Below are 14,533 nucleotides of genomic sequence, written 5' to 3' on the forward strand. Positions count from 1 at the left end.
AGGAGCCCGCTTTGGACCGGCTCAGTGTCCGCTTCAGGCCCGGCTGGTCAGCTGGTGCCCAGTTACGTGACCCGCCGATTCGAGGAGCGTCCGATGTCCGCCAGCGTGGTGCTGCAGCAGGCCCGGGAGTTCGCCGCCGCCGAGCTGGTCGGGCGGCAGGCGCTGCTCGACTCGTTCGCCGACGCCCCGCTGCCGCTGTACCGGTCGTTCGCCGACCTGGGGCTGGCGAACTGGTGGCTGCCGGCCGACGTCGGCGGCCTGGCCATCGGCCTTGAGGGCAGCGTCGGCGTCGTCTCCGAACTGTCCTATGGGGACGCGGGCGCCGCGTTCACGCTGTTCCTGTCGGTGCTCGGCACCACCATCGTCGACCTCTACGGCTCGCCCGAGCTGCGGAAACGCTACCTTGCGCCGCTCGCGGCGGACGGCGGGTTCTGCGCCACGCTCGGCAGTGAGCACGAGGCGGGCAGCGAACTCACCAGAATGTCCACCAGCGCCGCCCGGCACGGCGACGACATCGTGCTCAACGGCGAGAAGTCGTTCTCCACCAACGTCGCCTTCGCCGATTTCCTCGTGGTCGTGGCGAAGTCCGCGGACGCGCCGGGGGAGCACGTCGCGGTCGTGGTGGACCGGGACACGCCCGGAGTCCAGGTCGTCAAGCGGTGGGAGATGCTCGGGCTGCGCTCGTCGGCCACGTACCAGGTGCGGTTCGCCGACTGCCGGGTGCCGGCCGCGAACCTGTTGGCCGGCCCGGGGATCCGGCTGCTGGAGGTCGCGCTGAACGCCAGCCGGACGCTGATCGCGACCACCGCGGTCGGTGTCGCCCGACGGATCCGGGACCTGTGCATGGACTATGCCGAGACCAAGACCGTCCAGGGCGCGCCGCTGGTCGGGCACCCGGTCTTCGGCGGGAAACTCGGCCAGATCGAGATGCAGATCGAGGTCATGGCCAACCAGTGCGCCGCCGCCGGCAGGCGGTTCGACCAGATCATGGCCGGCCCGGCGGCCGCCGACGAGTTCCTCCGGCACGGCACGCTGCGCGCCGCGCTCGCCGCCAAGATGTTCTGCGGGCAGGCCGGCTGGGAAATCGCCGGGGTCGGCTCGGAAATGTTCGGCGGGTTCGGCTACACCCGCGAGTCGGACATCGGAAAGCTGCTGCGCGACATGCGTTACGTGTCCCTTGTCGAAGGCGGCGACGACGTCACCAGGGACCTCATTTTCAACCGGTACGTGATTCCCGTCATGAAGCGCGTCTGAGGACAAGGAGTCGGTTTCGTGAAGGTCTTGATGATCCCGTGGGGCCTGCCGCCGCACTATTTCCCGCAGGTGCCTCTTGTGTGGGCGTTCCGCGCGGCCGGGCATGACGTGCGGATCGCGGCACAGCCGTACGCGTCGAGCGCGATCATGGCCTCGGGGCTGACGGTGTCCGAGGTCGGGCACGCCTACGACCACGCGACCGTGATGAAGGAGAACACCCCTAGAGTCCTGCAGTTCTTGAAGGACAACGATTTCGGCAAGGGACTGGATGAAGACGGGCGCGTGGCGTTCGTCGACCAACTGCATCGGCTGGTCGGCGAGGTGTACGTGCGCAGCGCCGAAGCCATGCTCGGCGATCTGTTGACCCTGGCCCGGTCGTGGCGGCCGGACGTCCTGGTGGGCGACCCGCTCGTGCTGGCCGCCCCGCTGGTCGCCGCGGATCTCGGCATCCCGATCGTGCACCACCTGTGGGGTGACGTGCTGACCCCGCAGTTCGGCATGCCCGGCAAGGCGATCACGCACGGCGTGTTCGCCGAGGACATCCGACGGCTGTACGAGCCGTTCGGCGTCGCACCCGGTGCCGACGCACTGTATACATTAGACCCCTGCCCGGACGACCTGCAGGTGCCCGGGGTGCCGGAGCGCCGCTCGATCCGTTACGTGCCGTACAACGGGCCCGGGGTCGTGCCTGAGTGGCTGACCGAGCCGGCGTCCCGGCCGCGGGTGTGCGTGCTGCGCAGTGGGACGACGTCCCGGATCGCCGGCACCATCTCGACCGTGATCCCGCAGGTCGCGGCCGGCCTGACCGACCTGGGCGCGGAGGTCGTGATCCCGATCAACAAGGCCGACCGGGACGCGCTCGGCGACCTCGGCGCCGACGTCCGCATCGCCGAGGACCTGCCGCTGCACCTGCTGCTGCCCAGCTGCGACGCGATCGTGCACCACGGCGGCTCGGGCACGATGCTGACCGCCGCCGCGCTCGGCGTGCCGCAGATCGTCATCCCGGAGATCAACGACCAGTCGATGAACGGCACCCGGCTGGCCGCGATCGGCGCCGGCGCGTGGATCGCGGAGCAGGACGTGTCCTTCGACTCGGTCCGGTCGGTGGCGGACAAGGTGCTCACCGGCGGCGCGGCCGCTGAGGCCGCCGCGAAGCTCGCCGCGTCGATCGCGGCCGAGCCGTCCCCGGCCCAGGTGGTCGCCGGCATCGAAGAGTTGGTGTGAGCCATGTTCGACGAGCCACTCCATGTCGGGCGTCCCAACATCGGTGACCGCGCCCGCCTGCGGGAACGCATCGAAGGCGCACTCGACCGGCACTACCTGAGCAACGGGCCGCTGGTCGTCGAGTTCGAGCGGAAGATCGCCGAGGTGGCGGGCACCGAGCACGCCATCGCCGTCTGCAACGCCACGATCGGCATTCAGGTCGCGGTCAAGGCGCTCGGCCTCGGACCCGGTGACGAGGTGATCATCCCGACGTTCACCGCGCCGCCGACGGCCCACGCGCTGAGCTGGATCGGGCTGGTGCCGGTGTTCAGCGACGTCGACGAGGACACCGGCAACATCGACCCGGCGCACGCGGAGAAGCTGATCGGACCCAACACGCGCGCCATCATGGGCGTGCACATCTTCGGCCGCCCGTGCGCGATCGACGACCTCACCGCGCTCGGCGAGCAGTACGGGCTGCCGGTGCTGTTCGACGCCGCGCACGCGATCGGCAACACGTACCGCGGCCGGGCGATCGGCGGGTTCGGGATCGGCGAGATCTTCAGCTTCCACGCCACCAAGTACATCAACAGCTTCGACGGCGGCGCGATCGTCACCAACGACAAGCAGTACGCCGACCGGGTCCGCGCGATGCGCAACTACGGTATACCGGCAGATCGTCAACCGTATACTGTAGACTCGATCGTTTCCTTGGGCACCAACGCGAAGCTCAGCGAGCCGAGCGCGGCGATGGGCCTGACCGGCCTGGAGGACATGGAGCGGTTCGCCGAGATCAACCGCCGCAACTACGAACGGTACGTGGTGGAGCTCGCCGGGGTGCCGGGAATCCGGCTGCTGTCCCAGTTGGACAACGAGCGGGCCAACCACCAGTACGTCGCGATCGAGATCGATCCGCACGCCGCTGGGACCGACCGGGAGGGCATGTACGACGCGCTGGTCGCCCGGAACGTGTTGGTACGCCGGTACTTCTACCCGACCTGCCATCAGCTGGAGCCGTACCGCGGCGCGCCGGACGTGCACGCGCGGCTGCCACTGCCCCGGGCGGAGACACTGGCCGACCGTGTGCTCGCGTTGCCGACAGGCACCGCAGTCGGGCTGGAGGAAGTGGCGAAGGTCTGCGAAATCATCCGGAATGTCGCGGGAAAGCGGAGGCGGTAGTGCGTACGGCTGACATGTACATCAAGAGTCTCGGGGTCTACCTGCCGGACTCGGTGAGCATCGAGCAGGCGGTCGCGGAAGGCCGCTACCCGGCTGAGGACGTCGAGGCGCACCAGCTAACCGGTGCCGCGGTCGCCGGCGAGGTGTCCGGCCCGGAGATGGCGTTGTCCGCCGCGCAGGACGCGTTCAAACGCTGCGGGATACCGCCGGAGGACATAGACCTGTTGCTGTATACCGATTCCTGGCATCAAGGCCCGGACGGCTGGCAGCCGCAGTACTACCTGCAGCGCTACCTGCTGGGCGGCGACTGCCTCGCGGTGGAGACGCGGCACGGCTGCAACGGCGCGTTCAGCGCGTTGGAACTGGCCGCGAGCTACCTGCGCGCCGACGACACGCGGACGGACGCGCTCGTCGTGACCACGGACAACTTCGGTACGCCCATGGTGGACCGCTGGCGGATGGGCCCGGGGTACGTGCTCGGCGACGCTGCCTGCGCGGTCGTGCTCAGCAAGGAATCCGGCTTCGCCCAACTGCTCTCGGTGGCGAGCATAGCGGTGCCGGAGGCGGAGGAGGTCCACCGCAGCGGCGAGGCGATGTTCCCGCCCGGACCGACGGTGAGCGCCCCACTGAACTTCACCGAGCGGACCGCCGACTTCAACCGCCGCGCGATAGCCGACGGCACCGGCACCGGGATCTGGCTGACCGTGCACACCCAGATGCTGGCGGTCGTCGACGAGGCGCTGGCGGACGCCGGGATCGAGCTCGGCGACATCACCCGCGTGGCGTACATGAACTACTCCAAGGACATCGTCGAACAGCGGTGCATGGCCGCGCTCGGCCTGCCGATGTCGATGTCCACCTGGGAGTTCGGCCGCGGCGTCGGCCATCTCGCCGCGAGCGACCAGCTCGTCTCGCTCGACCACCTGCTCACCACCGGCGAGCTCGGACCGGGCGACCACTTCCTGATGATCGGCGTCGGGCCGGGGATCACCGTGTCCAGCGCGGTGGTCCGGATCGTCACCCCGCCGCCCTGGACGGCCTGACCGCTACCGGACGAAGGACGGAACTTCGATGGTTGATGGGAATCGCGTAGGACCCGCCGCCGAACCGGTGGCCGTGGTCGGCATCGGGTGCCGGTTCGCCGGCGGGGCGGACACGCCCGAGGCGTTCTGGGAGCTGCTGCGGTCCGGGACGTCGGCGACCGGTGAGGTGCCGCCGGACCGGTGGCGGCACTACCGGGAACTGCGGCCGGACTATGCCGCCGTGTTGCGCCGGACCACCAGCCGGGGCGCCTTTCTCGACGACATCGAAGGGTTCGACGCCGACTTCTTCGGCCTGACCCCGCGCGAGGCCGGCCTGATGGACCCGCAGCAGCGGATCCTGCTCGAAGTGGCCTGGGAGGCGCTGGAACACGCCGGGATCCCGCCGCGTGCCCTGGCCGGCACGGACGCCGGGGTGTTCGTCGGGGTCGGCTCGGACGACCACAGCCGGCAGGTGCTGGAGGACCTGCCGCGGATCGAGGCGTGGACCGGTATCGGCGCCGCGATGTGCGCGGTCGCCAACCGGATCTCGTACGCCCTGGACCTGCGCGGCCCGAGCCTGTCCGTGGACACCGCGTGTTCGGCGTCCCTGGTCGCCACACACCTGGCGTGTCAGAGCCTGCGCCTGGGGGAGAGCACGATCGCGCTGGCGGCCGGGGTCAACCTGATGGTCGGGCCTGGACTCACCGTCACGTTGGACGCAGCGGGCGCGTTGGCCTCCGACGGACGCAGCAAGTCGTTCGACGCGTCCGCCGACGGTTACGGCCGCGGCGAGGGCTGTGGCGTGCTGGTGCTGAAGCGGCTGTCGGACGCGCAGCGTGACGGTGACCGGATCCTGTCGGTGATCCTGGGCAGTGCCGTCAACCAGGACGGTCACACCAACGGCATCATGGCCCCCAGCGGCACCGCCCAGCAGCACGTGCTCGACCGTGCCTGCCGGCACGCCGGTGTGGCGCCGGGCTCGGTGGACTACGTGGAGGCGCACGGCACCGGCACCCGAGTGGGTGACCCGCTGGAGGCGTCGGCGCTGACCGCTGTGTACGGTGTAGACCGGCCTGGTGAGGACCCGTGCCTGATTGGCTCGGTGAAGTCCAACATCGGCCACCTGGAGGCCGCCGCCGGAGTCGCCGGACTCATCAAGGCGATCCTCAGCCTCGATCACGCCGAGATCCCGGCCAGCCTGCACTACACCGCGGGCAACCCCGCCGTGGACTGGGCGAACGCCGGGCTGAAGGTCGTTTCCGAACACCGTTCGTGGCCGGAGCGCGACCATCCTCGCCGGGCCGGTGTGTCCGGGTTCGGCTACGGCGGCACCATTGCACACGTCGTCCTGGAGCAGGCGCCGCAGACCGCGGGCACGCAGCACACTGTCGAGCAGCACACTGTCGAGCAGCACACTGTCGAGCAGCACACTGTCGAGCAGCACACCGAGCCTGACGCGGTCCGCCTGTACCCGCTGTCCGCCGCCTCCGAGGCCGCGTTGCACCAGTACGCAGCGGAACTCGCGGAGTGGCTGGAGAACGGGGATGTGTCGCTGGCCTCGCTGGGGCACACCTTGGCGTTGCGCCGCTCGCCGCTGGAGCACCGGGCCGTGGTCCTGGCCACCACCAAGGAAGAACTGGTCGCCCGCCTGCGGCTGCTGGCCGCCGATGAGTCGTCCCCGGAGGTGGTCACCGGGCGCAGCGTCGCGACCGGTGCCCCGGTCTGGGTGTTGTCCGGGCACGGCTCGCAGTGGATCGGGATGGGCCGCGACCTGTTGGCCACCGAACCGGCCTTCGCCGCCGTGGTCGACGATCTGGAGCCAGTGTTCCAGGCGGAGATCGGGTTCTCGCCCCGCCAGGTACTCCTCGACGGTTCATTGGATTCGGTCGACCGTATACAAGCGATGATCTTCGTGATGCAGCTCGGCCTCGCCGAGGTCTGGCGCACGTACGGGGTGGTGCCCGGCGCCATCATCGGACACTCGGTCGGCGAGATCGCCGCGGCCGTGCTCGCCGGCGCGCTGTCCCGTGTGGACGGCGCCAAACTGATCTGCCGCCGGTCGAACCTGCTGACCAAGGTGGCCGGCCAGGGTGCCATGGTGATGGCGTCGCTGCCATTCGACGAGGTCCGGGCCCGGCTCGCCGGCCGAACCGACGCGGTCGCCGCGATCTGGTCCTCCCCACTGTCCACAGTGGTCTCCGGCGACCCGGCGGCGATCGAGGAACTGCTGACGAGCTGGCGCGCCGAAGGCGTGGCCGTCCGGCGGGTGTCCTCGGACGTGGCGTTCCACAGTCCGCACATGGATGTGTTGCTGGACGGCATCGTCGAGGCCGCAGCCGACCTGTCGCCGAACGTCGCCGCCGTTTCCTGGTACAGCACGGCACTGGAGGACCCGCGCGCCACCGTGAAGGCCGACGGCTCGTACTGGGCGACCAACCTGCGCCAGCCTGTGCGCCTGGCCGGGGCGGTCCAAGCTGCCGCCGAGGACGGACACCGCGCGTTCCTGGAGCTCTCAGCGCATCCCGTCGTCGCGCATTCCATCGGCGAAACGTTGCCGGACCAGGAATTCGATGTCTTCGTCGGCACGACGCTACGGCGTGAGCGCCCTGAGCAGGCGACCCTGTTGGCCGCGATCGCCGCGGCGCACTGCCACGGCATCGACGTCGACTGGACCCGGTTGCAGCCCAGTGGCGGGCTGGTCACCCTGCCGCCGCCCGCCTGGCAGCACCGCCGGCACCGGACAGAGGTCTCGATCGGCACGGGCACCGGCGGCGGCCACGACATCGACTCGCACACCCTGCTCGGCTCGCCGACCGCGGTGGCGGAGCAGCGGTTGCGGCTCTGGCAGACAGTCGTCGACGAGACTTCGCTGCCGTATCCCGGCAACCACACGATCAACGGCGTCGAGATCGTTCCGGCCGCCGTGCTCATCAACACGTTCCGTCAAGCCATGTCGGCGGACCTCAACGACGTCGACCTGGTGCGGCCGTTGACCGTCGCCCCGGCCCGTGAGGTCCAGGTCATCCGGGACGGCACCGCGTTGCGGGTGGCGTCCAGGGAGGGCGAAGGCCCGTGGGTCACGCACACCACCGCCGTCGCGGCCGAGTCGGACAACAGCCCGCTGGGGGTGCTGACCGGGGATGGGCCTGCCGACCAGGTCGATCCGGACACGATCGTCCAGCATCTCGCGTCGGTCGGCGTGCCGACCATGGCTTTCACATGGACCGTGGACTCAATCGCGCGGGGGACAGGTGCACTGCGTGCCCGAGTCACCGTCGAACAACCGTCAGGCGCGCCCGCGACCTGGGCTCCCGTGCTCGATGCCGCTCTGTCGGCCGCGCCGCTCGGCTACCCCGGTGAGCCGGTGCTGCGGATGGTCGCGCACGTCGCCGAGGTTCGACTGACAGAGTCCGTCCCCGAGCAGGTGATCATCGACGTCACCGCCCGCGAGGATACTGTAGACATTCTCATCGCCGACACCGAATACAGTATGGTCGGGCGACTCACGGGTGTCCGGTACGCGACGATGGACGAGAAGCCCGCTGCCCGGCCGCAGGATCTGGTGCACGCGCTGGAATGGCGGCCGCTGGAGTTGCCCGAGGCGGCCCCGCACACCGGCCGCATCGTGCTGGTCGGGCCGTCCGCGGGGGAGTGGACGCGGTTCACCGACAGCCTGGTGTCAGCCGGCGCCGATATCGCGCTGGCCGTCGTTCCCGACGCGTTGGCCGACCTCGACGCTCCCTGCGATGTCGTTGTCCTGCCGCCCCAAGGGGACGCGGCCGGTGCCACCTGGCTGGCGACGGCCACGGCCCAGATGGTGACGAAGGTCAAGGACGCCCGGATGTGGATCGTGACCTCGGGAGTCCGCGACAGCCGGGACGAGGCCGCGTTGGCGCACGCCCCACTGTGGGGGCTTGGCCGGATCATCGGTGGTGAGCACGCGGAATCCTGGGGCGGTGTCGTCGACATCGACGATCCCAGTGCGGCGGCGCGTACGTTGCTCGCGATCATTGGCACGACGCCGGGCGAGGACGTGATCTCCGTGCGCGGTGCGGGCGCGGAAGTCGCGCGGCTGGCGCCCATGACGGACCCGGCTGGCGGCGCACCGCTGTCGTGCCGCGCGGACGGTACGTACCTGATCACCGGCGGGCTCGGCGTACTGGGCCTGGAGATCGCCCGGTGGATGGCCAATCGTGGCGCGCGGCGACTCGTTCTCGCCGCACGCCAGGCGTTGCCCGCGCGGTCCACATGGGACAGTGTCGTCGACGAGGAGACCCGTCGACGGATCGACGGCGTGCGCGCACTGGAAGCGCTCGGCGTCACCGTCCGGGTCGTAGCGGTCGACATCGCGAGCGCGGCAACCGCAGCCGCCGCGCTGGACATGGACGAGCTTGGCCTGCCGCCGATCCGTGGCGTTGTGCACGCCGCGGGTGTGCTCGACAACCGGATGCTCGCGGACGTTGACGAGGCGTCGGTGCGAGCGGTGCTGCGGCCGAAGGTCGAGGGCGCGCTCGTGCTGCACGACCTGTTCCCGCCCGGCAGCGTCGACTTCCTGGTGCTGTTCTCCTCGTGCGGCCAGTTCCTGTCCCTGCCCGGCCAGGCCACGTACGCCTCGGCGAACGCCTTCCTGGACGCGCTGGCGAGGCATCGCGGCGCGGGCACGCTAAGCCTGGCGTGGACGTCATGGCGTGGCATGGGCATGGCCGCCAACCGGGTCGTGGAACTCGAACTGCGGGCTCGCGGGGTCAGCGACATCTCGCCGGACGAGGCGTTCGGCGCCTGGGACGACGCGAACGCCCGCGGCGACGCGTTCTTCGCGATCCTGCGGGCGGTCACGCCCGAACCGGCTGGGCCTCGGGCGCCTGTGCTCAGTGAGCTGGTCACCGACGAGACCGGCGACGGCCCGGAAGAGTCCACTTCAGACGCTGGGCTGCTGGCCGAACTGCCGCCCGAGGAGCTGCACGAGCGGCTGGTGGACGAGGTCCGGACGCAGGTCGCCGCCGAGATGCGGCTGGCGTCCACGGATATCGACCCGCGGCGGTCGCTCGCCGAACAGGGGCTCGACTCGGTGATGACGATCGTGATCCGGCGGCGCCTGGAGAAGCGGTTCGGCCACAGCCTGCCCGCGACGCTGCTGTGGCACCAGCCGACCGTCTCGGCGATCGTCGCCCACCTGACCGAACTCATTCGACCCGCCGGCGCGCCCGAACCGGTCGCTGTGTGATGTCCCATCCCCACGTTCACGAGAAGGACTGACCAGATGGAAAAGGACTTCGACGTCGCCATCATCGGCGGCGGCCCGGCGGGCTCCACCGCGGCCACCTACCTCGCCCAGGCGGGCCTGTCCGTGGCGGTGTTCGAGAGCGAACTGTTCCCCCGCCCGCACGTCGGCGAGTCGCTGGTGCCGGCGACCACGCCGGTGCTGACCGAGATCGGTGTCTTCGACGACGTCGAGGCCGCGGGCTTCCCGCGCAAGTACGGCGCCGCGTGGACGTCGGCCGAGTCGCGGGACATCCCGCACAACGGGTTCTCCGGGCTGGACCACGACTTCAGCCTGGCCGAGATCATGTTCGTCGAACGCGACCAGCCCGAGGTGGACCGGGACTACACGTTCCACGTCGACCGCGGCAAGTTCGACCTGATCCTGCTCAAACACGCGGAGAAGGCCGGCGCCAAGGTGTTCTCCGGCGTGCGGGTGCGCAAGGTGGACTTCGACGACCCCGAAGGTGTCGTGCTCAGCTGCAAGTTCGGCACCAAGACCGTGGAGTTCACCGCCGGCATGGTGGTCGACGCGTCCGGCCGGCAGACCGTGCTCGGCCGCCAGCTCAAGACCAAGATCCCGGACCCGGTGTTCAACCAGTACGCCATCCACACCTGGTTCGAGGGACTGGACCGGCCGGGGCTGGCCGCCGACTCCGGCAAGGAGGACTACATCTACGTCCACTTCCTGCCGATCGAGGACACCTGGATGTGGCAGATCCCGATCACCGACACGATCACCAGCGTCGGGGTGGTCACCCAGAAGAAGCGGGTGGAGGCCGCGGCCGCGGACCGCGAGGAGTTCTTCTGGAACACCGTGTCCAGCCGCCCCGACCTGCACAAGGCATTACAGAACGCCACCCGGGTGCAGCCGTTCAAGACCGAGGGCGACTACAGCTACGCGATGTCCCAGATCACCGGCGACCGGTACGTGCTCATCGGGGACGCCGCCCGGTTCGTCGACCCGATCTTCTCCAGCGGCGTGAGCGTCGCCCTTAACAGCGCCCGGATCGCGTGCAAGGACATCGTCGCGGCGCACAAGGAAGGCGACTACAGCCGGGAGCGGTTCGCCACGTTCGAGGGCAAACTGCGGCGCGCGGTCCGTAACTGGTACGAGTTCATCTCCATCTACTACCGCCTGAACATCCTGTTCACCGCGTTCGTGCAGGACCCGCGCTACCGGATCGACGTCGTCAAGATGCTCCAGGGCGACTTCTACGACGGCGAGGAACCGGCCGCCCTCAAGGTCATGCGCGAAACCATCGTCGCCGTCGAGAACGACCCCAGCCACCTGTGGCACCCGTATCTCGGCACGCTGCGCGCCCCCGCCATGGAACCCGTTTTCTAGGAACAGCAGAAAAGGACAGAGGACAATGGACGAACTCACCGGCAAGATCGTCACGTTCATCCGGGAGAGCCTGCTCACCGACGTGGACGGCGTCACGGTCGACGCGGACACCCAGTTGCTCGAAATGGGCCTGCTGGACTCGCTGAAAACCGCGATCCTGCTCAACTACATCCGTGACGAGATCGGCACCCCCGTCCCGCCGGCCAAGCTGACCTCGGCGAACTTCGCCAGCCCGCGGGACATCGCCGCGACCGTCCGGGACTCCGTTGTGGACACCGTCGCCCTGAGCTGACCCCGTCCGAGTCGAACCTGGGGGGAGAACCCTTGCGCACGTCCGACATCCACATCAGCGGTCTCGGAGTGTTCCTGCCGGACACCGCGACCATCGCCGAAGCCGTCGAAGGCAGCGGCTACCCCGCGGCGAACGTCGAGTCCCACGGCTGGACGGGTGTCGCGGTCGCCGGGGACCTCCCGTCACCGGAAATGGCCCTGCGAGCCGCCACCAACGCGCTGGAGCGGGGCGGCGGCCAGGCCGGCGAACTCGACCTGCTGCTCTACGCCGACACCTGGCACCAAGGCCCGGACGGTTGGCAACCGCAGTACCACCTGCAGCGCAACCTGGGGTGCCCACGCGCGCTGGCGGTCGAGTGGCGGCACGGGTGCAACGGCATGTTCAGCGCCCTGGAGATGGCCAGCAGCTACCTGCGTGCCGTACCGAAACGCAAACACGCGCTGGCCACGTTCGCGGACAACTTCGGCACGCCCATGATCGGCCGGTGCACGGTCGGCGAAGGGCTTGTCGTGGGGGACGCCGCCACCGCGGTCACGCTCAGCACCGAGGGCGGGTTCGCCCGGCTGCTGTCGGTGTGCTCGGTGACCGTGCCGGAGGCTGAGGAGATCCATCGCTGCGGCGAGCCGTTGTTCCCGCCGGGCGCCACGGTGGGGCGGCATCTGGACTACGCGCCGAGGCTGGCGTTGTACCAGGAGAGGGAGGCCGCCAACACCACGTCCGCACCCGGTTTCATGAAGGTTCAGCAGCAGCTGGGCGCCTGCCTCGATCGAGCGCTGACCGAGGCGGGCGTCACCATCGCCGACATCAACCGGGTCGTGCTGATGAACACGTCCAGGCAGCAGACCGAAGAGCGGTTCATGAAGATGTTCGGCCTGCCCCTTGAGGCGTGCGGCTGGGAGTTCGGCCGGACGGTCGGGCACATCAGCGGCAGCGACCAGCTGGCCGCCTTCGACCACCTGCTGACCACCGGCGGCCTCAGCGCCGGCGACCACCTGCTGATGTTCAGCCTCGGCCCGGGGATCACCCTGTCGTTCGCCGTGGTGGCGATCGACGAGACCCCACCCTGGCTCGCCTCCCCATAGATAGGCGGCCCCTGTTCGCGAAAGCCCCGGCTCCCCCCTGGCCGGGGCTTTCGCCCTGTCCGGGGTACGTCGGCGAAACCCCTGCTCCCCGGGCCGCGGCGGGGCCGCTCGCGCGCCGCCCGGGCCGCTGCCCCTAGCGGCCCTTTGAGCAGGTAGGGGCCAATGCCTTAAGACTCGGGTTAGGGGTTCATGTCCGGGTGGCGAGCGGACACGATCGAAGACAGCCAACCCGAACCGAGCGCGAAGGCCGAGGGAAATCCCTGGTGACGCCGCTTTTCCGGGATCGATCGCTTCGAGAAGGAACATCAACTAGGGGGACCCGCACATGGTGAACTCTTCGGGCAAGAGTGGCCGGTGGATTCAACGCTTCCAACCTGACATGGACAGTGTCGCGCGAGTGATCTGCTTCCCGCACGCCGGTGGGTCGGCGAGCTACTACTTCCGGATGTCGCGGGCGCTGGCTCCCGAGGTCGAGGTGCTCGCCGTGCAGTATCCGGGCCGGCAGGACCGGCACGCCGAACAGATGATCGACAGCATCCCCGAGCTCACCGGACGGATCGTCGACGCGCTCGGCGAGTACGACGACCGGCCGTTCGCCTTCTTCGGCCACAGCATGGGCGCGCTGGTGGCGTACGAGGTGGCGAGGACGCTCCAGGGCCGCGGCGGCACGCTCCCGCGGTGCCTGTTCGTGTCCGGGCGGCAGGCCCCTTCGGTGCCACATCGTGGGAAGACGCACGCGACCGACGACGCCGGCCTGCTGGAGGAACTGCGCCGGATCGGCGGCACCGACCCCAGGTTCCTGGACGAGCCGGACCTGGCCGCCGCGATCGTCCGGGTGACCCGCAACGACTACCGGGCCGTGGACCGCTACCGGTGGGCACCAGGGCCGCCGCTCGAGTGTCCGGTCACGGCACTGACCGGCGCCAACGACCCCCAGGCTGCGGTCGACGAGGTCGCTGTGTGGCGTGAGTTCACGTCGGTCGGGTTCGACCTCCGGGTCTTCCCCGGCGGGCACTTCTACCTGGACGCCTGTCGTGCGGGCGTCGCAGGTGCCGTGTCCGACGCGCTGTGCATGAACACCGTCGCCGTGACTGAGGGGAGCTCGCTGTGAGGTACGACGTTCTGGGGACCCTGCGAGTGGTTGACGGGCCGACACAGTCGTTCATCAGCGCGCGGAAGGTCGAGACCGTGCTGGCGGTGCTGCTGATCCGCGCCGACCACGTGGTGACGATGGACCAGCTGATGGCCGAGATCTGGAGCGAACGCCCGCCGGCGCGGGCCGCGGCCGGGCTGCACGTGTACATCTCCCAGCTCCGCAAGTTCCTGCACGGACCGGACCGGGACGTGCACCGGGTGGTCACCCACTCGCCCGGCTACCTGCTGCGGCTGGGCGGCGACCAGCTGGACTGCGACATCTTCCTGGACCTGGTGTCCCAGGGCCGCTCCTGCGTGCGGGAGGGCCGCCCGGAGGACGCCTGCGACCGGTTCGAGCAGGCGTTGGGGCTGTGGCGCGGTCCGGTGCTCGGCGACCTGCGCAGCGGGCCGATCATCAACGGGTTCGTCACGTGGCTCGCGGAGGCCCGGATCGAGTGCCTGGAGACCCTGATCGACCTGCGGCTGGACCAGGGCGAGCACCGTGAGCTGGTCGGCCGGCTGTACGCGTTGACCGCGGAGAACCCGTTGCACGAGGCCTTCTACCGCCAGCTGATGCTCGCCCTGTACCGGTCCAACCGCCAGGCCGACGCCCTGGGCGTCTACCGCATGGCCCGCGCGACGCTCAACGACGAGCTCGGCGTCGAACCGTGCCGTGATCTTCGCGAGCTGCAGCGGGCGATCCTGTTCGGCGACCAGCAACTGGACCTCGCCGCCCGGCGGTGAGTCGCTGTATCCACTT

10 protein-coding genes are annotated in these 14,533 nt (G+C 69.7%); all 10 read left to right on the forward strand.

Annotation, left to right across the window (positions count from 1 at the left end):
* Nucleotides 1-93: 93 nt before the first annotated feature.
* Nucleotides 94-1,254: an acyl-CoA dehydrogenase family protein gene (locus tag EV192_RS16305; protein ID WP_132116054.1), complete on the forward strand. Its 1,161-nt coding sequence runs from the start codon at nucleotides 94-96 to the stop codon at nucleotides 1,252-1,254.
* A gap of 18 nt (nucleotides 1,255-1,272) precedes the next feature.
* Complete coding sequence (locus EV192_RS16310; RefSeq protein WP_132116056.1) at nucleotides 1,273-2,478, forward strand: nucleotide disphospho-sugar-binding domain-containing protein; 1,206 nt, start codon at nucleotides 1,273-1,275, stop codon at nucleotides 2,476-2,478.
* Between the two features lie 3 nt (nucleotides 2,479-2,481).
* Nucleotides 2,482-3,636 carry a DegT/DnrJ/EryC1/StrS family aminotransferase gene (locus EV192_RS16315; RefSeq protein WP_132116058.1) on the forward strand — a complete coding sequence of 385 codons (1,155 nt, stop codon included), beginning with the start codon at nucleotides 2,482-2,484 and terminating at the stop codon, nucleotides 3,634-3,636.
* Nucleotides 3,636-4,679, forward strand: coding sequence for a ketoacyl-ACP synthase III family protein (locus EV192_RS16320; protein ID WP_132116060.1), 1,044 nt, complete (start codon nucleotides 3,636-3,638; stop codon nucleotides 4,677-4,679). Before EV192_RS16315 ends, EV192_RS16320 begins: the two co-directional genes overlap by 1 nt.
* A 28-nt stretch (nucleotides 4,680-4,707) precedes the next feature.
* On the forward strand, nucleotides 4,708-9,882 hold the full coding sequence (locus EV192_RS16325; protein WP_132116062.1) for a type I polyketide synthase: 5,175 nt from the start codon (nucleotides 4,708-4,710) through the stop codon (nucleotides 9,880-9,882).
* A 36-nt stretch (nucleotides 9,883-9,918) separates the two neighbouring features.
* A complete protein-coding gene (locus tag EV192_RS16330; protein WP_132116064.1) occupies nucleotides 9,919-11,265 on the forward strand; it encodes an NAD(P)/FAD-dependent oxidoreductase in 1,347 nt (448 codons plus the stop codon).
* A gap of 25 nt (nucleotides 11,266-11,290) precedes the next feature.
* Nucleotides 11,291-11,557 carry an acyl carrier protein gene (locus tag EV192_RS16335; protein WP_132116066.1) on the forward strand — a complete coding sequence of 89 codons (267 nt, stop codon included), beginning with the start codon at nucleotides 11,291-11,293 and terminating at the stop codon, nucleotides 11,555-11,557.
* Nucleotides 11,558-11,589: 32 nt separating this feature from the next.
* Complete coding sequence (locus tag EV192_RS16340) at nucleotides 11,590-12,639, forward strand: ketoacyl-ACP synthase III family protein (protein WP_132116068.1); 1,050 nt, start codon at nucleotides 11,590-11,592, stop codon at nucleotides 12,637-12,639.
* A 379-nt stretch (nucleotides 12,640-13,018) separates the two neighbouring features.
* A complete protein-coding gene (locus EV192_RS16345) occupies nucleotides 13,019-13,750 on the forward strand; it encodes a thioesterase II family protein (RefSeq protein ID WP_243726870.1) in 732 nt (243 codons plus the stop codon).
* Entirely contained in the window at nucleotides 13,747-14,517 is a 771-nt protein-coding gene (locus EV192_RS16350) for an AfsR/SARP family transcriptional regulator (RefSeq protein ID WP_132116072.1), read from the forward strand. The genes EV192_RS16345 and EV192_RS16350 overlap by 4 nt, the downstream gene beginning before the upstream one ends.
* Nucleotides 14,518-14,533: the final 16 nt, after the last annotated feature.

Origin of the sequence: Actinocrispum wychmicini, from assembly GCF_004345645.1 — a bacterium.
Lineage (GTDB): Bacteria > Actinomycetota > Actinomycetes > Mycobacteriales > Pseudonocardiaceae > Kibdelosporangium > Kibdelosporangium wychmicini.

Bases quoted from the DNA above. Each gene is read 5' to 3' on its own strand.
- EV192_RS16305 (WP_132116054.1), top strand. From the start codon at position 94: ATGTCCGCCAGCGTGGTGCTGCAGCAGGCCCGGGAGTTCGCCGCCGCC.
- EV192_RS16315 (WP_132116058.1), top strand. From the start codon at position 2,482: ATGTTCGACGAGCCACTCCATGTCGGGCGTCCCAACATCGGTGACCGC.
- EV192_RS16325 (WP_132116062.1), top strand. From the start codon at position 4,708: ATGGTTGATGGGAATCGCGTAGGACCCGCCGCCGAACCGGTGGCCGTG.
- EV192_RS16330 (WP_132116064.1), top strand. From the start codon at position 9,919: ATGGAAAAGGACTTCGACGTCGCCATCATCGGCGGCGGCCCGGCGGGC.
- EV192_RS16335 (WP_132116066.1), top strand. From the start codon at position 11,291: ATGGACGAACTCACCGGCAAGATCGTCACGTTCATCCGGGAGAGCCTG.
- EV192_RS16345 (WP_243726870.1), top strand. From the start codon at position 13,019: ATGGACAGTGTCGCGCGAGTGATCTGCTTCCCGCACGCCGGTGGGTCG.